We start from the raw sequence: 15,582 nt of genomic DNA on the forward strand, positions 1-15,582 counted from the left end.
ATTAGAGAAATCTATTCATCCATCCTCTAGAAAGCCGGTGAAAAACGCCTGTCACGAGCAAATCAGCGGCATTTCGCTAAAAAAGAAAGTGGATTCCGCAAGGTTTCTCTAATTGAGAAACAGCTGGAACTAGCAGTATTTTGTACGAAATCACCAGTCCTCTAGGCTTTGAAAGAAAACAGCCATAAAAACAGCGGGGCGCGCATGTGCGCCAACCGCTTCGCTCGCCTATTAATCTAGCTTTTCCCCGTCGAGCACGCCGGACGCTTCCAGCTCGGCGCGCAACCCGGCGTACATCTCGTCGCGCCAAAACGCGGCAGATGAAACGAGCTTGGCCGCATCCCGGCGGGCGACTTCTAAAATGCGGTAATCATGCACCGGGTCGCCGAACCGGAATTCCGGGAGCCCGCTTTGCTTCGTGCCGAAAAAATCGCCCGGCCCGCGCAGCTCTAGGTCTTTTTCCGCAAGCACGAACCCGTCTGCCGTTTCCGTCATAATATGCATTCGTTCTTTGCCGATTTCCGACTTCGGATCAGCGATTAAAATGCAGTACGACTGGGCGTCGCCGCGTCCGACCCGGCCGCGCAATTGGTGAAGCTGGGCAAGCCCGAACCGCTCGGCATCATAAATGACCATCACCGTCGCGTTCGGCACGTTCACCCCGACTTCGACGACCGTCGTTGAAACGAGCACATGAATGCGGTTTTCGCTGAACGCCCGCATGACCGCTTCTTTTTCATCGGCCGACAGCCGGCCGTGCATGAGACCGACTTCGTATTTCCCGCGATAGTAGTGAACGAGCTGGCTATGGACATCAATGGCGTTTTGCACATCCAATTTTTCCGACTCTTCAATGAGCGGGCAAATCACGTACGCTTGATGGCCGCGGCGCAGTTCTTTTTCAATAAAATCGAGCACGCGGGCAAACTGGTTATGCTTCACCCAATACGTCTCCACTTTTTTCCGTCCGGCTGGCATTTCATCGAGCACCGAGACATCCATATCGCCAAACGCTGTGATGGCGAGCGTCCGCGGGATTGGCGTCGCCGTCATCATCAAGACATCCGGCGCGTGCCCTTTCTCGCGCAGGATGCGGCGCTGCTCGACGCCGAACCGGTGCTGTTCATCGGTAATGACGAGACCGAGCCGGCGGAACTGCACCCCTTCTTGAATTAAGGCGTGCGTGCCGATGACAATATCCACCATCCCGTTCTCTAACTCCGCAAGCAACTCTTTGCGCCGTTTTCCTTTCACCGAGCTTGTGAGGAGCGCGGCGGTCACGCCCGTATCAGCAAGCAGTTCAGCGAGCGAGCGGGCGTGCTGTTCAGCCAAAATTTCCGTCGGCACCATCAGCGCCCCTTGGAACCCGGACAGCACGGCGGCGTAAAGCGCAACCGCGGCGACGACCGTCTTGCCGGAGCCGACGTCGCCTTGCAAGAGCCGGTTCATTTGCCTTGGCGCCCGCATGTCAGCCAAAATTTCTCCGATGACGCGCCGCTGGGCGTTCGTTAACGAAAACGGCAACCCGGAAACAAACGATGCGACCGGCTCTTCCGGAAACGAATGGATGATGCCGCGCCGTTCGTCGCGCATAATCTTCCTTAGTGCCTGCATTTTCAGCTGATAAAGCAAAAACTCTTCGTAGACGAGCCGGCGCCGCGCCTGATGCAATTCTTCGCGCGAGCGCGGAAAATGAAGGGCGCGAACCGCCTCTTGTTTGTCAACAAGCCGGTAGGCCCGGCGCAAGGCGGTCGGCAGCAAGTCAGGAATGTGCGCGCCGAACTGGGCGAACGCCGACTTGATCAGGCGGCGCATCGATTTGACCGTCAGCGGGCTGCGCACCGAATAGACCGGCTCGATGCCGGCCGCCTCCGGAGCCGCCCCGAACCGGAGCTCATATGCGTTGATCGTCTGCCGATGCCGATCCCATTTGCCGATGACCGTCACTGTTTCGTTTAAAACGATTTTTTCCTTCAAATACGGGCGGTTAAAGCAAACGACGGTGACCAAATAGCGGCCGGCCAACAGCCGAAAGGAAAGGCGCGACTTTTTTTTTCCGTAATACGTCAAAAGCGGAGCGCTATGCACTTTCCCTTCCACCGTCACCTTTTCTTCATGACGGACGGCGGCCAAATCTTTTTGTTCGTAGTCATCGTATCGGTATGGCGCGTAGCTAAGCAGCTCGCCGACCGTCGCGATGCCGAGGTCGGCGAGCGCGGCGGCCGTTTCTTCGCCGATGCCTTTGACCGCCGTCACCGGTTGTTGCATCATTTCATTCACTTTGTTGCCGCAGCAGCGCCGAAAATGCGAGCCGCAATGGCGCGGCCTGTCGGCGTGGCGGCCAGCCCCCCTTGCGCAGTTTCTTTGAGCGCTACCGGCATGGCCGCACCGATGCGATACATCGCTTCGATCACTTCGTCGCATGGAATGCGGCTTTTGATGCCGGCTAGCGCCATATCGGCGGCAATCATGGCGTTGGCCGCTCCCATGGCGTTCCGCTTCACACACGGCACTTCAACAAGGCCAGCGACAGGGTCACAAACCAATCCAAGCATATTTTTTAACGCGATCGCCATCGCTTCCGCCGCTTGGCTTGGCGTCCCACCGGCCAGCTCGACAAGCGCGGCGGCAGCCATGCCGGCCGCTGAGCCGACTTCCGCCTGGCAGCCGCCGGCAGCGCCGGAAATGGACGCGTTATTGGCGACGACATACCCAAACGCTCCGGCTGTAAACAAAAATTCGATCATTTCCTTTCTTGACGGCTGTAATTTTTCTTTTACTGCAAACAGCGTCCCCGGGACGACGCCGGCCGAGCCCGCTGTCGGTGTAGCGCAAATGACGCCCATTGCCGCGTTCACTTCGTTTGTCGCCATCGCTTTGCTGACGGCATCCAAAATCGTTTCTCCTGACAAAAACCGGCCCGCCTCAATATAGCGTTGCATCCGCATCGCATCGCCGCCGGTCAACCCGGAGCGGGACACGACCCCTTGCAGCCCTCTCTCGACCGCCCGCTCCATCACCTCAAGATGCCGATCCATTTGCGCGACAATCTCTTCCCGGCTGCGCCCGCTCACCTCTACTTCTTGGCGGATCATCACTTCAGCAATTTTGATTTGCTCTTTTTCGGCTAGCTCGACAAGCTCAGCGACATTGCGAAACATTCGTTATCCCATCCTTTCCTAGCAAAGCATCGCTGCTGTTTAACTCCCGCACCCATTCGCAACCGCTTTCTTTTTTAATCGACAAGCTTTGTGACTTGAATGATGTTCGGCAGCTGTTCCAATTCTCGGATAAGATCATCCGTCAGCGGCTGATCGACCTCGATCGTCATCAACGCCTCTTTCCCCTTTTCCTTGCGCGACACTTCCATATGGCCGATGTTAATCGCATGCCTCGCCAACGCGCTGGCCACTGCTCCAATCGTTCCGTAGCGGTCATTATGCATGATTAATAGCGCCGGATGGTGGCCGGACAACTTCAAGTCAAAGCCGTTCAACTCGACGATTTCGATTTTCCCCCCGCCGATGGAAACACCAACAAGCTCGAGTTTTCCCCTGTCATCGCCAATCCGCAGACGCGCCGTATTCGGGTGATGCGGAATCGCTTCCTCGGTGAAAAAGGATACATCGAGCCCTTCGATACGGGCGATTTCGAGCGCGTTCGGCAGGCGGTCATCAAACGTGTCAAAACCGAGCAGTCCGGCGACGATGGCGACATCGGTGCCGTGCCCGCGGTACGTTTCAGCGAACGAGCCGTAAAACGAAATGCGCGCCCACGCCGGTTTTCTGCCAAACAGTTTGCGCGCGACAAGGCCGATGCGCGCCGCCCCGGCCGTATGCGAGCTCGAAGGCCCCACCATCACCGGACCGATAATATCAAAGACGCTTTTGTATTTCATCGCTGCGACCCCCGTTCGTGTAGAAAAAATAGAAGGGAACTCTCCCTTCTATTATCTTACCATATTACTCAACAGAAATGACAAACGGGTATAGCGGCTGTTGGCCGTTATGCACTTCGACTTCCACTTCGTCATGTTCCTTTTCAAGATAGGCAACGATCGTTTCCACTTCCACTTCGGTCGCATCTTCACCGTACAGGATGGTGACGATTTCGCCTTCCTCGTCGATCAGCGCGTCAAGCAGCTGCTTCGTGACCGCGATCTTGTCCTTGTCAGCGACGATAATGCGGTCGTCAAACAGCCCCATGTAATCCCCTTTTTGAATCTCGATGCCATCGATCGTCGTATCGCGCACGGAAACCGTCACTTGCCCTGTTTTCACCTTTGAAAGCGCCGCCATCATCGCCCGTTCATTTTGCTCAGCCGGTTGCGCCGGACTGAAGGCTAAAAGCGCCGCCATGCCTTGCGGAACGGTTTTCGACGGAATGACAATCACGCGCCGTTCCGAAAGTTCCGCTGCCTGCTTGGCCGCCATCACAACGTTTTTGTTGTTCGGCAGCACAAACACCGTTTCCGCGTTGGCGCGGCGGATGGCGTCGGCGATTTCTTCCGTGCTTGGATTCATCGTCTGCCCGCCTTCAATGACCGCGTGTGCACCGAGGCTTCGAAACAGTTCGGCCACACCGGCGCCCATCGCCACCGTGACAATACCGTATGGCTTCGCTTCCTCCGCAGCGGCGCGGGACGGTGTTTCCGCCTCTTTGCCGACGATGCGGGCATGCTGCTCGCGCATGTTTTCAATTTTAATGTTGATTAAGCTTCCATAGCGCTGGCCGTAAGTCAATACCTCACCCGGCGTTTCCGAATGAATGTGCACTTTGACAAGCTCGTCGTCAGCGACAACAAGCAACGAGTCGCCAAACCGGCTCAGCTCACGGCGAAACGTTTCTTCGGAAAACGGATGCCGCGCCAGCTTGTCCGCCTCAAAGCGAACCATAAATTCCGTGCAATAGCCGAATTCGATGTCATCGGTGTGAATATGGCTTTGCGCGCTTTGATGATGCGCCATTTTCACTAAATCGTCCATCGACACTTCGGCGCGTGCCGTTGTGATCGTCTCCCCTTTCAAGGCGGCGAGAAATCCTTCGTACACATATACGAGCCCTTGGCCGCCGCTGTCGACAACCCCGACTTCCTTTAGGACGGGCAGCAGCTCCGGCGTGCGCTGCAATGCTGCCTTGGCCTCGGTGAGCGCCGCTTCCATCACCGCGGCGACGTCGCGCTCTTTTTTCGCCACTTCAATCGCTTTGCGCGCTGCTTCTTTCGCAACGGTGAGAATCGTCCCTTCGACCGGCTTCATGACCGCCTTGTAAGCCGTATCGACCCCCGCTTGCAAAGCAGCGGCGAATTCGAAGCCGTCCACTTGCTGTTTGCCTTCGACCGCCTTAGCAAACCCGCGGAACAGCTGCGACAAAATGACGCCGGAATTGCCGCGCGCCCCCATCAACAATCCTTTCGCCAGCGCCGCGGCGACGTTGCCGATATGGTCGGAGACGTTCGCCTTCACTTCCTTCGCCCCGGACGTCATCGACAAGTTCATGTTTGTTCCTGTATCACCATCTGGAACCGGAAAGACGTTCAGCGCATCGACCGCTTTGGCGTTGTCCGCTAAGTGCGCGGCCCCTTGCTGCACCATATCGGCAAACCGTCTTCCGTCAAGCGTCCTCATTGTCACCGACTAATTCCTCCTTACTACGGATTCGTCACCCGAACCCCTTGAACGTAAATGTTGATCGACTGAACCGCCAACCCGAGCGTTTGGTCGAGCGTATACTTCACTTTTGACTGCACGTTATGGGCGACTTCGGAAATTTTCGTCCCGTAGCTGACGATGATGTACATATCGATATGTACTTCGCCGTTTTCCTCCCGGACGATGACCCCTTTCGAGAAGTTTTCGCGGCGCAAAATTTCCGACAACCCGTCGCGAATTTGGTTTTTGGACGCCATTCCAACAATGCCGTAGCAATCGACGGCCGCTCCCCCCGCAATCATGGCGATGACTTCATTGGCGATTTCAATGCGCCCGTATTTTGTTTGCCATTCGATCGACATGCTCGTTCCCCCTTTTTCGTATCATCGCACAGCTACCTTTATTGTACTATAATGCTTATCGTTTTCAAAGCGCTCCGGCCGCCCACTAGTATTATTTAGCCGAAAACTGAAATATATGTCAAGGACATTTTCTTGAAAGGGAAAAGGCGCGTCTATTGCAATCCCTCCGGTTGTATGATAAATTATAATAGTGTTTTTAGAGGGATGTTAAAGCAAGGAGGGAAAACAAATGGCGAAATGCTTTGTCACCGGCAAGAAAAAATCGTTCGGCAACACGCGTTCACACGCTATGAATGCCAATCGCCGCACGTGGAAAGCCAACTTGCAAAAAGTGCGCATTTTAGTCGACGGCAAACCGAAACGCGTCTGGGTTTCGGCGCGCGCACTGAAATCCGGGAAAATTAAACGCGTCTAATCATTCAACAAAAAAAGCACCAAAAATGGTGCTTTTTTCTTATCCTTTTTTGAATGCGTTCAACATCGCCCGCACAATCCCGCCTAAAAACTTCGGCAGCTTAATGGTATAAAACTTCATCCCGATTCCCTCCTCACACCCATCGTAACGAGCTTCCCGCCATTTCCTTATCCAGTATATTCCCGAATTAGCCAATCGCGACTACGGGCAGCTGGAATCGCTGCTCCTTATCATCATTAATATGCCTTCGGAAAACGAAAAAGTACCGGAAGATTGGATAAGTTCGTTACTAATACATAGTGTCGAGCCGCGAGAAATATGACAATTCGTTAACGGATATTTAAATCCGATGAGCGTGAGTTCGGCCACCGTTTCGGAAATCGGGATGTACGATACGTAGCGGTACCGCGCGTCATGCACAACCGTGTATGTGCCGGGCAGATGAACGGTCAGCACGTTTTGCCGGTCGACAATTTCAATTGGCCGGCCGGCGTATTTCAACAACAGCTCGACGTTTCCGAACAAATGATCGAGCCGTCCGCCGGTCGCGCCGAACAAGCGGATGCAGCGGGCCGTTTGTTCCACCGCCCAATCGAGGGCGATCTCCATATCGGTTTTGTCTTTTTCCGCCGGCCATACGTCAAGATTAGGAAACGCCTGCTGCAGCTTGGCAACGTCCCCGGCCGGCAGTGAATCGAAGTCGCCAAACGCCCGCACCGGCCGAAAACCTGCCTCAAGCAGCGCTGCTGTTCCGCGATCGACGCCGACCCAGCACACGTCTCCTCCGTCATACAAGCGCAAGTCAGGGAGAAGCTCGCGCGGGCCGCCGCCGACGATATGGATGATCATTCTCTCCCCCCTTTGTCTCTCGCAAGAAGAATGGCCATTTGGCTGTGTCCCTTTTATTCCTTACACCGCTGATTGCCAAAAGGCAGGGTTGCCGCTTAACACCGTTTGCGGCGGCTCGAATGGGAAGCGGTCTATAGAGCGTTGGACGCCGCCTCTAGCGCTATTTGGCGCACGCCTCACGGAGGGCGCGAATGGCGGCTGCCCGGTCGGGGGCATTGTAAATGGCTGACCCTGCAACAAGCACATTCGCCCCCGCTTCGACGCAAAGCGGCGCCGTCTTCGCATTGACGCCGCCGTCGACCTCAATGTCGATCGCCTTGTTTTGTTCATTAGCGAGCTCGGCGACCTCGCGGATTTTCGGCACCACGGCCGGAATAAACGCCTGTCCGCCAAATCCTGGGTTGACCGTCATCAATAAGACGAGATCCACCTCGGCCATGATATGGCGGATCATATCAACCGGCGTATGCGGATTTAACACCACTCCGGCTTTCACGCCTTGTTCTTTAATCAACTGGATCGTCCGGTGCAAATGCACACACGCCTCGACATGGACGGAAATGAGATCCGCCCCAGCCTCGGCAAACGCCGGAATATACCGGTCCGGGTCAGTGATCATTAAATGGACATCCAGCGGCAGCTTCGTCACCGGACGAATGGCGGCCACAATCGGCGGACCGAGCGTCAAGTTCGGCACAAAGTGTCCGTCCATCACGTCAACATGAATCCAGTCGGCCCCGCCTTCTTCCACAGAACGAATCTCCTCGGCCAAACGGGCAAAATCGGCCGATAAAATCGATGGCGCAATTCGGATCATTGTTCAATACCTCGGCTTTCGTTCTTTCATTTCAGCGACAAAACTTAAATAATGGTCATAGCGGTACGGTGCGATGTCCCCGGCTGCCGCCGCTTCGCGCACCGCGCATTTCGGTTCGGCGAGATGGAGGCAGCCGCGGAACTTGCACCCCTCTTCGTACACCCGGAATTCTGGAAAATAATGCGGCAACTCATCAAGCTCAATCTGATCCAACTCAAGCGCGCTAAACCCGGGAGTATCGGCAACGAGCCCGCCGGCGACCTCAAGCAGCTCAACATGGCGGGTCGTATGTTTGCCGCGCCCTAAATGGGTGGAAATATCGCCCGTTTTCAGCTGCAAGTCCGGGCGGAGCGCGTTTAACAGCGATGACTTGCCGACGCCCGACTGCCCGGCGACGACGGAGACGCGGCCGCAAAGACGCGAGGCCAGCTCGTCGAGGCCTCCTTTTGTCACCGCCGACGTCTCAATCACCTCATAGCCGATGCGCCGGTAATCGCGCACATATTGGGTGATTGTCTCTTTCGCCTCGCCGTCAAGCAAGTCGATTTTGCTAATGACAATGATCGGGGTGATGTTCTTTGACTCGACTAAGACGAGAAAGCGGTCAAGCAGCTTGGCGCTGAAGTCCGGGCTTACAGCAGAAAAAACTAAGATCGCCTGTTCGACGTTAGCGACCGGCGGCCGCACCAGTTCATTTTGCCGTTCACAAATTTCCAAAATATAGCCTTCCGTCTCGCCCGTCGCCGTAAAGACGACACGGTCGCCGACAAGCGGCGTCACTTTTTGCTTGCGAAACACGCCGCGCCCCCGGCATTGAAACACGTTGCCCTCGGACAGGACATAGTAAAATCCGCTCAACGCTTTAATGATTTGCCCTTCTGCCATAGCTTCACTCCTTTTTCCCGCCGTTTTCTGGATACGGAATCGCCCCTTCATCTTTGACGACATTGTTGACAATGACGCGGTAATAGGCCGTCTCCCCATACGGAATTTCAAACTCGACCGTCTCTGTCACCGGATGTGTCAGCCGATACGTTTTATATGGCGTTGTCATATTATGGTTGGCGTCTTGAATGTACAGCTGCGCTTCGACCATTTGCCCGTCTTCCGCCGGTTCGTACGGGATGGCGATGTCTTTAATCACCGTTTTTGACGGCTTCGGCTCCGGACCGCGGGAAATAACGACCATGATGGTTTCACCCTTTGCCACCTGTTCGCCTGCCGCCGGCGTTTGCGAAATGACAAGCCCTTCCGACACATTATCGGAATATTCATACGCCACTTCGATGCGCAACCCTTGGTCTTCGCCGTAGTCGCGCACGCTCTTCTCTGTGTAGCCGCTCAAATCTTTGAGCTTCACTTTTTCCGGCCCTAAGCTGACGGTAAACATGACTTCTGTTTCATCCGGTACGACTTCATCGCCGGCGTAGGGGTATTGATCCAAAATCGTCCCTTCCGGTTTGTCGCTGTAGCGGCCATTGCGCGTAATGCGGGTAAACCCTTCGGCGCGCAGTTCCTCTTCCGCCACCGAAACATCATCGCCAATAAAGCTCGGAAATTCGATTTTCTTTTTTCCGACACTTTTATAAATGACGACGCCAGCCCCCGGCTTCACCGTCATGCCGGCTTCCGGATCGGTGCGCACGACTTTTCCTTCTTCTATTTTATCATCTTCCACATCGATCGTATCCTTAATTTCGAGCCCGAGCGCCGACAGCTGTTCAACGGCTTCATCGTAATCTTTATTGATGACATCAGGCATGGTCACGTCCTTCGGAAAGACAAGATCCGGAATCCAAGTCAGCGCGCTTACGCCAGCTGCGCCTAACAGCAACAAGACAGCTGCGAGCCAGGCGATCCACGCCCGCTTCCGTTTCGGCTTCGGCCCGTCGTCCGCCTTCGCCGGTTCGTTCGCTTTTTCCTCATACACGAGCGTCTCTTGCTCTAGCGCCGCGCTTTCCGGTCGTTTTATAATCGGAATGGCTTTCGTCGCCTCTTCGTCATCATCGGGAATCGTAAACTTCGCTTCATTGCGCCGGCTTGGGTCAAGCGCCGTCCGAATATCCTCGTTCATTTCACGCGCGGATGGATAGCGATAAAACGGATCTTTCGCCATCGCTTTTAAAATAATGTTTTCCACGCTTTGCGGAATCTCCGGATTCCACGCCTTCGGCGACGGCGTTTCCCCCTGCAAGTGCTTTAGCACGATCGAAACGGCCGATTCGCCGGAAAATGGCAGCCGGCCGGTGACGAGTTCAAACATGACGATGCCAAGTGAATACACGTCCGACTTTTCCGTGGCGATGCCGCCGCGCGCCTGTTCCGGCGACAAATAATGAACCGAACCGAGCACTGAATTCGTTTGTGTGATCGTCGTCCCGCTCAGCGCCACAGCGATGCCGAAGTCGGTGACTTTCACATTGCCATGCTCATCGATCAAAATGTTTTGCGGTTTAATGTCGCGGTGGATGATGCCGTTCTCATGCGCATGGGCGATCGCTGAGGTCAGCTGGTTCATGATGCGGAGCGCCTGTTCGACCGGAAGCGGGGCGTGCTGCTGAATGTATTGCTTGAGCGTCGAGCCGCGCACATACTCCATGACGATATAATAGACGCCTTCCTCTTCACCGACGTCATAAATGGAGACGATATGTTCATGGTTTAAGCTCGTTGCCGCCTGGGCTTCACGGCGAAACCGTTTAATAAACTGGTCATCGTTGGCAAAATCAAGGCGAAGCACTTTAACAGCGACATCGCGTTCCAAAATGATGTCGCGCGCTAAATAGACGTTGGCCATGCCGCCGCCGCCGATGAGGCTGATGATTTTATAGCGGTCGTTCAATCGCTTTCCAATGAGCACGCTGATCACCCACCTTCACGTTCCGCTGAAAAATCGATGACCGCCAGCGAAATGTTATCTTCTCCGCCCCGCTCATTCGCTAAATCGATGAGCGCCTCGGCCTTCTCCTCGAGCGTGCCGCTGCCTGTCAAAATATGTACGATGTCTGCTTCCGGCACCTTGTTTGACAACCCGTCGGAACATAAAAGAAGCATGTCGCCATCGTCAATGGAGACGGTTTTGACATCGATCTTCACCGCCGGTTCGGTGCCGAGCGCCCGCAAGAGCACATTTTTGCGCGGGTGGTGCTCGGCATCTTCCTTGGAAATTTGGCCGCTTTTGACAAGCTCATTGACAAGGGAGTGGTCATCCGTCAGCTGCTGGATTCCGTTTTGATTCAACAAATAGCAGCGGCTGTCGCCAATATGGGCGATCGTGACAAACGGGCCGGCGCAAATCGCGCCGACAACCGTCGTCCCCATCCCTTGGCACTCCGGGTGGGAAAGCGCATAGCGAAACAATCGCTCGTTCGCGGCCGCGATATGCAATTTCAGCCATTGTTCAGCCTCAGCCGGCGAGGGAAGATGGTCCTCCTGCTCCCATTGTTCTTGCAAATGGGCGACCGCCATCGCGCTCGCCACATCGCCGGCGCGGTGACCGCCCATCCCGTCGGCGACGACCGCTAAATATTGGCCGCTTTGGTTGGCAAATACGCCGCCGTTGTCTTCGTTATGTTCGCGAATTTGCCCGATATCGGTTCGGAAAACGGCTCGCATCCGATTCACCTCGTCTCTTCTTTTCGCTCCTTCGCGCGAAGCTGTCCGCAGGCGGCATCGATGTCATGTCCATGTTCGCGGCGAATGGTGACGTTCATTCCGTGTTTTTTCAACGCCCGTTCAAAGGCGAAAATTTGGCTGCGCGGCGTGCGCACATAGTTGCGCTCCGGTACGTAGTTGACCGGAATTAAGTTCACATGGCATTTCAGCCCTTTCAGCAGCTGGGCGAGCTGCTCAGCATGCTCGAGCTGGTCATTCACCCCGCCGAACAGCCCATATTCAAACGTGACGCGCCGCCCCGTCTTTTCAATGTAATACTGAACTGCCTCCATCAGCTTCGGCAGCGGATACGCCTTATTGATCGGCATAAGCTTTGTCCGCAGCTCGGTCGTCGGCGCGTGCAGCGAGATGGCGAAATTCACTTGCATCCCTTCATCAGCAAATTGGTAAATTTTTGGGATGATGCCGCTCGTGGAAACAGTAATATGGCGGGCCCCGATGTTCAGCCCTTTCGGATGGTTGACAATGCGCAAAAACTTGATGAGCGCATCATAATTGTCAAACGGCTCACCGATGCCCATCACGACGATGCTGCTGACGCGCTCCTCGGTTTCGTCGAGCGCCTTTTGCACTTGCACGACTTGGGCGACGATTTCGCCCGCCTCTAAATGGCGTTTCAGTCCGCCGAGCGTCGAGGCGCAAAACGTGCAGCCGATGCGGCAGCCGACTTGCGTCGTCACGCACACTGAATTCCCGTAGTTATGGCGCATGAGCACCGTCTCGATCGAATAGCCGTCGTGCAGCTCGAACAAAAATTTGATCGTTCCATCTTTCGATGTTTGTTTCACGATCGTTTTCAATGTGGTGATGGAAAACGCCGCGGCGAGCTGTTCGCGCAGCCGTTTGGGCAAATTCGTCATCTCAGCAAAATCGGTGACGCGCTTTTCGTACAGCCATTCGTAAATTTGCGTGGCGCGAAACGGCTTTTCGCCGTGAGCGACGAGCCATTCTTTCCATTCGTCAAGCGTCAGCGAGTAAATCGACGGCAAGGTTGGCAGCTGCGCTTCGCCGGCGGACCGGCGGGCAGCTGTATGAGTGATTTCCATTTATTACCCCTTCTTTCGTAACCGGGCGATAAAAAACCCGTCGGAATCAAAATCATGCGGCAACAGCTGCAGCATGCCGCCTTTCACATGCGGCCGCACCGCTTCCGGCAGCCGCTCGGCGAGACGGTCATCAAGCGAAAAGTCCGGATGATCGGCCAAAAAGCGGGCGACAGCTTCTTCATTTTCCACGCGCTCGACCGTACACGTGCTGTAGACAAGCGTACCCCCTTTTTTCAAGAGCGGGGCCGCGGCTCGCAAAATGGCTTGCTGGATGTCGGCAAGCGCCGCGACATCGTCTTTCCCTTTCGTATACTTGATCTCCGGTTTGCGGCGGATGACGCCGAACCCGGTGCACGGCGCATCGACTAAAATGCGGTCGAACGACTCGGGAGCAAACCGCTCGCCGAGCCGGCGGCTGTCAAGGGCGAGCGCCGTGATATTGTCAAGGCCGAGCCTTTGCGCCTGCTGTTCAATGAGCTTCACTTTATGCTCGTGCACGTCGACAGCGACCACTTCGCCGCGGCCGTCCATCCGTTCGGCGATATGGGTCGTTTTCCCGCCCGGCGCCGCACAACAGTCGAGCACCCGCTCCCCTGCTGCCGGATCGAGCGCCCGGGCGACGAGCATCGAGCTTTCATCTTGGATCGTCAGCCAGCCGGAGCGAAACGTCTCCGTATGGGCCAAATTCCCTTTTTCAGCTCGGATGGCTTCCGGAGCGAGATGACCTTGAACAGCCTTCACTCCTTCGCCGGTAAGCCGCTCAAGCGCTTCCCTTACCGTCGCCCGCAGCTGATTGACGCGGGCGGTCGATTGCGGCGGGCGCAAATTGATCTCGCACATGCGCGCCGTCTCCTCAAGGCCATATTGTTCGATCCAGCGCCGGACAAGCCACTCCGGGTGGCTCGTCGCGACAGCGAGCCGCTTTCCGGGATCATGAATCGCATCGAGCGACGGCAGCCCCGCGCGGCCAATGGCGCGCAAAACGCCGTTCACGAGCGAAGCGATGCCGCGATGGCCGCGCTGCTTCGCGATTTCCACCGCTTCAAAGATGGCGGCGCGATCCGGGACGCGGTCCAAATAGACCATTTGGTACAGCGTCAGCCGGAGAAGCACCCGCACCCACGGCTCGAGCCGGCGCGCCTTGCGCAAAAACGGCGTCAAATAATAGTCAAGCGTATCGCGCCGCTGCACCGTTCCGTACACGATTTCCGTCAGCAGCGCCGCATCGCGCCCGTCAAGACGCCCTTTCCGGATGGCGTCATTCAACTGCAAGTGACTGTATGCTCCTTTTTGTTCGATGGCTAACAGCGTATCTAAAGCAAGTTCACGTACGTTCATTGTCCTCTCCTAGCTTCATGCCGGCCGCAAGCCGGCTGCCGGCGCCGCGCAAAAACTCGCCGGCGGCCATCCGCTTTTTGCCGGCCGGCTGCAATTCAGTAATTTTAATGGCGGTCTCATTGCCGGTAGCGACGACGATGCCATCCTCCTCAAGCGCCAAAATCGTCCCCGGCGGCGCTAGGCTTGGCGCCGGCACTTTGTCGCCCCACCAGATTTTCCAAACGTTCCCGTCGTGCATCGTATACGTAACCGGCCACGGGTGGAAGGCGCGGATATGGTTGTAAATGGCCTCGCCAGGCTGCGTCCAGTCAATCCGCTCTTGTTCGCGCCGGATATTTGGGGCATATGTTGCCCTCTCTTCGTCTTGTGGAACAGGCGTGATGGTTCCTTCGAGTAAAAGCGGGAGCGTTTCTGATAATAGTTTAGCCCCGGCAGCGCTCAATTTATCATGCAGCGCGCCGACGGTATCCGTTTCTTCAATCGGCACTTCGACTTGCGCCAACATGTCGCCGGCATCCAGCCGCTCCACCATATACATGATCGTGACGCCCGTTTTCGTTTTTCCCTGCCAAATGGCGTAATGGATCGGCGCCCCGCCGCGCAGCTCGGGAAGAAGCGAAGCATGGACGTTGATGCAGCCGTATTTGGGCGCATCGAGCAGCGCCTTCGGCAAAATTTGCCCAAACGCCGCCGTCACGATCAAGTCAGGCGCGAACGCCAGCACTTGTTCGTATTGTTCCGGGTCGCGAATTTTTGTCGGCTGCAGCACCGGAATGCCATGCTTCTCAGCCTCCACTTTCACCGGGGGCGGAACGAGCTCGCGCTTTCGCCCTTTCGGCTTGTCCGGCTGCGTGACAACGGCTACAACCCGATACCCGTCATCAAGCAGCTGCCGTAAAACCGGCACAGCAAAGTCAGGCGTCCCCATAAAGACAATGTTCGTCATTGGCATCTATCCTTCCAATTCTTCAAGATCGCAGTAACGGATCACTTTCGACGTAAACAGCACGCCGTGCAAATGGTCGATTTCGTGCTGAAGCGCGCGCGCTAAAAAGCCGGTCGCAGAGAGGGTAAACAGGCGCCCGCGCCGGTTTTGCGCCCGCACTTTCACATGCTCGGCGCGCGGCACTTCGCCAAACAGGCCGGGAAAGCTCAAGCAGCCTTCGACATCAATTTGTTCGCCGTGCGCCTCGACAATGACCGGATTGACGAGCTCAATCCGGCCGTGCTCATCGCCGACATCGACGACAGCAATCTGTTTGGCGATGCCGACTTGCGGAGCGGCCAAGCCAACCCCGTCTGCGGCAAGCATCGTCTCATACATATCGTCAAGCAGCCGGCCGAGCTGGCGGTCAAAGGCCGTCACCGGCGCGCACGGCTGTTCCAAAACCGGAGCAGGGTAAGTGACAATCGGCAGTACAGACAACGT

Annotated in this window: 16 protein-coding genes; 1 reads left to right on the forward strand and 15 read right to left on the reverse strand. The window is 56.0% G+C overall.

The features are described 5' to 3' along the window. Positions 1 to 231: 231 nt before the first annotated feature. The 5 genes from recG to IC803_RS11280 all read right to left on the reverse strand — a co-directional run bounded on the left by recG (position 232) and on the right by IC803_RS11280 (position 6,013). Entirely contained in the window at positions 232 to 2,280 is a 2,049-nt protein-coding gene (gene recG, locus IC803_RS11260) for an ATP-dependent DNA helicase RecG (RefSeq protein ID WP_081206839.1), read from the reverse strand. After that, a complete protein-coding gene (sdaAA, locus tag IC803_RS11265) occupies positions 2,277 to 3,161 on the reverse strand; it encodes an L-serine ammonia-lyase, iron-sulfur-dependent, subunit alpha (RefSeq protein WP_063166331.1) in 885 nt (294 codons plus the stop codon). Before sdaAA ends, recG begins: the two co-directional genes overlap by 4 nt. A gap of 74 nt (positions 3,162 to 3,235) precedes the next feature. Next, a complete protein-coding gene (sdaAB, locus tag IC803_RS11270) occupies positions 3,236 to 3,898 on the reverse strand; it encodes an L-serine ammonia-lyase, iron-sulfur-dependent subunit beta (protein ID WP_081206838.1) in 663 nt (220 codons plus the stop codon). A 64-nt stretch (positions 3,899 to 3,962) separates the two neighbouring features. Further along, a complete protein-coding gene (locus IC803_RS11275; RefSeq protein ID WP_081206837.1) occupies positions 3,963 to 5,633 on the reverse strand; it encodes a DAK2 domain-containing protein in 1,671 nt (556 codons plus the stop codon). Between the two features lie 17 nt (positions 5,634 to 5,650). Then, positions 5,651 to 6,013, reverse strand: a complete 363-nt coding sequence (locus IC803_RS11280; protein ID WP_063166334.1) for an Asp23/Gls24 family envelope stress response protein — start codon at positions 6,011 to 6,013, stop codon at positions 5,651 to 5,653. Between the two features lie 229 nt (positions 6,014 to 6,242). Here IC803_RS11280 and rpmB point away from each other — a divergent pair, with 229 nt between their 5' ends. After that, a complete protein-coding gene (rpmB, locus tag IC803_RS11285; RefSeq protein ID WP_008878630.1) occupies positions 6,243 to 6,428 on the forward strand; it encodes a 50S ribosomal protein L28 in 186 nt (61 codons plus the stop codon). Positions 6,429 to 6,467: 39 nt separating this feature from the next. Here the strand turns inward: rpmB and spoVM are convergent, their stop codons facing one another. From spoVM to def, 10 genes are all read right to left on the reverse strand, one after another. Next, positions 6,468 to 6,548, reverse strand: coding sequence for a stage V sporulation protein SpoVM (spoVM, locus tag IC803_RS11290; protein WP_017437127.1), 81 nt, complete (start codon positions 6,546 to 6,548; stop codon positions 6,468 to 6,470). An 81-nt stretch (positions 6,549 to 6,629) separates the two neighbouring features. Next, positions 6,630 to 7,277, reverse strand: a complete 648-nt coding sequence (locus IC803_RS11295) for a thiamine diphosphokinase (protein ID WP_081206836.1) — start codon at positions 7,275 to 7,277, stop codon at positions 6,630 to 6,632. A 160-nt stretch (positions 7,278 to 7,437) separates the two neighbouring features. Next, the gene (gene rpe, locus IC803_RS11300; protein WP_081206835.1) at positions 7,438 to 8,094 is read right to left on the reverse strand and encodes a ribulose-phosphate 3-epimerase; all 657 of its coding nucleotides are present in this window, start codon (positions 8,092 to 8,094) and stop codon (positions 7,438 to 7,440) included. A 3-nt stretch (positions 8,095 to 8,097) separates the two neighbouring features. After that, entirely contained in the window at positions 8,098 to 8,979 is an 882-nt protein-coding gene (gene rsgA / locus IC803_RS11305) for a ribosome small subunit-dependent GTPase A (RefSeq protein WP_081206834.1), read from the reverse strand. A gap of 4 nt (positions 8,980 to 8,983) precedes the next feature. Then, positions 8,984 to 10,954 (reverse strand): Stk1 family PASTA domain-containing Ser/Thr kinase, encoded by a 1,971-nt coding sequence (gene pknB / locus IC803_RS11310; protein WP_081207033.1) that lies wholly within the window; start codon positions 10,952 to 10,954, stop codon positions 8,984 to 8,986. A 5-nt stretch (positions 10,955 to 10,959) separates the two neighbouring features. Then, positions 10,960 to 11,709 (reverse strand): Stp1/IreP family PP2C-type Ser/Thr phosphatase, encoded by a 750-nt coding sequence (locus IC803_RS11315; RefSeq protein WP_081206833.1) that lies wholly within the window; start codon positions 11,707 to 11,709, stop codon positions 10,960 to 10,962. Positions 11,710 to 11,714: 5 nt separating this feature from the next. Then, complete coding sequence (gene rlmN, locus IC803_RS11320) at positions 11,715 to 12,815, reverse strand: dual-specificity RNA methyltransferase RlmN (protein ID WP_081206832.1); 1,101 nt, start codon at positions 12,813 to 12,815, stop codon at positions 11,715 to 11,717. 3 nt (positions 12,816 to 12,818) lie between these two features. Continuing rightward, complete coding sequence (gene rsmB / locus IC803_RS11325) at positions 12,819 to 14,153, reverse strand: 16S rRNA (cytosine(967)-C(5))-methyltransferase RsmB (RefSeq protein WP_081206831.1); 1,335 nt, start codon at positions 14,151 to 14,153, stop codon at positions 12,819 to 12,821. Continuing rightward, entirely contained in the window at positions 14,140 to 15,099 is a 960-nt protein-coding gene (gene fmt / locus IC803_RS11330) for a methionyl-tRNA formyltransferase (RefSeq protein WP_081206830.1), read from the reverse strand. Before fmt ends, rsmB begins: the two co-directional genes overlap by 14 nt. 6 nt (positions 15,100 to 15,105) lie before the next feature. Further along, positions 15,106 to 15,579: a peptide deformylase gene (def, locus tag IC803_RS11335; protein ID WP_081207032.1), complete on the reverse strand. Its 474-nt coding sequence runs from the start codon at positions 15,577 to 15,579 to the stop codon at positions 15,106 to 15,108. Between the last annotated feature and the right edge of the window lie 3 nt (positions 15,580 to 15,582).

The organism is Geobacillus sp. 46C-IIa, assembly GCF_014679505.1.
Lineage (GTDB): Bacteria > Bacillota > Bacilli > Bacillales > Anoxybacillaceae > Geobacillus.

Bases quoted from the DNA above. Each gene is read 5' to 3' on its own strand.
- sdaAA (WP_063166331.1), bottom strand. From the start codon at position 3,161: ATGTTTCGCAATGTCGCTGAGCTTGTCGAGCTAGCCGAAAAAGAGCAA.
- sdaAB (WP_081206838.1), bottom strand. From the start codon at position 3,898: ATGAAATACAAAAGCGTCTTTGATATTATCGGTCCGGTGATGGTGGGG.
- IC803_RS11280 (WP_063166334.1), bottom strand. From the start codon at position 6,013: ATGTCGATCGAATGGCAAACAAAATACGGGCGCATTGAAATCGCCAAT.
- rpmB (WP_008878630.1), top strand. From the start codon at position 6,243: ATGGCGAAATGCTTTGTCACCGGCAAGAAAAAATCGTTCGGCAACACG.
- spoVM (WP_017437127.1), bottom strand. From the start codon at position 6,548: ATGAAGTTTTATACCATTAAGCTGCCGAAGTTTTTAGGCGGGATTGTG.
- IC803_RS11295 (WP_081206836.1), bottom strand. From the start codon at position 7,277: ATGATCATCCATATCGTCGGCGGCGGCCCGCGCGAGCTTCTCCCTGAC.
- rpe (WP_081206835.1), bottom strand. From the start codon at position 8,094: ATGATCCGAATTGCGCCATCGATTTTATCGGCCGATTTTGCCCGTTTG.
- rsgA (WP_081206834.1), bottom strand. From the start codon at position 8,979: ATGGCAGAAGGGCAAATCATTAAAGCGTTGAGCGGATTTTACTATGTC.
- IC803_RS11315 (WP_081206833.1), bottom strand. From the start codon at position 11,709: ATGCGAGCCGTTTTCCGAACCGATATCGGGCAAATTCGCGAACATAAC.
- rlmN (WP_081206832.1), bottom strand. From the start codon at position 12,815: ATGGAAATCACTCATACAGCTGCCCGCCGGTCCGCCGGCGAAGCGCAG.
- rsmB (WP_081206831.1), bottom strand. From the start codon at position 14,153: ATGAACGTACGTGAACTTGCTTTAGATACGCTGTTAGCCATCGAACAA.
- fmt (WP_081206830.1), bottom strand. From the start codon at position 15,099: ATGACGAACATTGTCTTTATGGGGACGCCTGACTTTGCTGTGCCGGTT.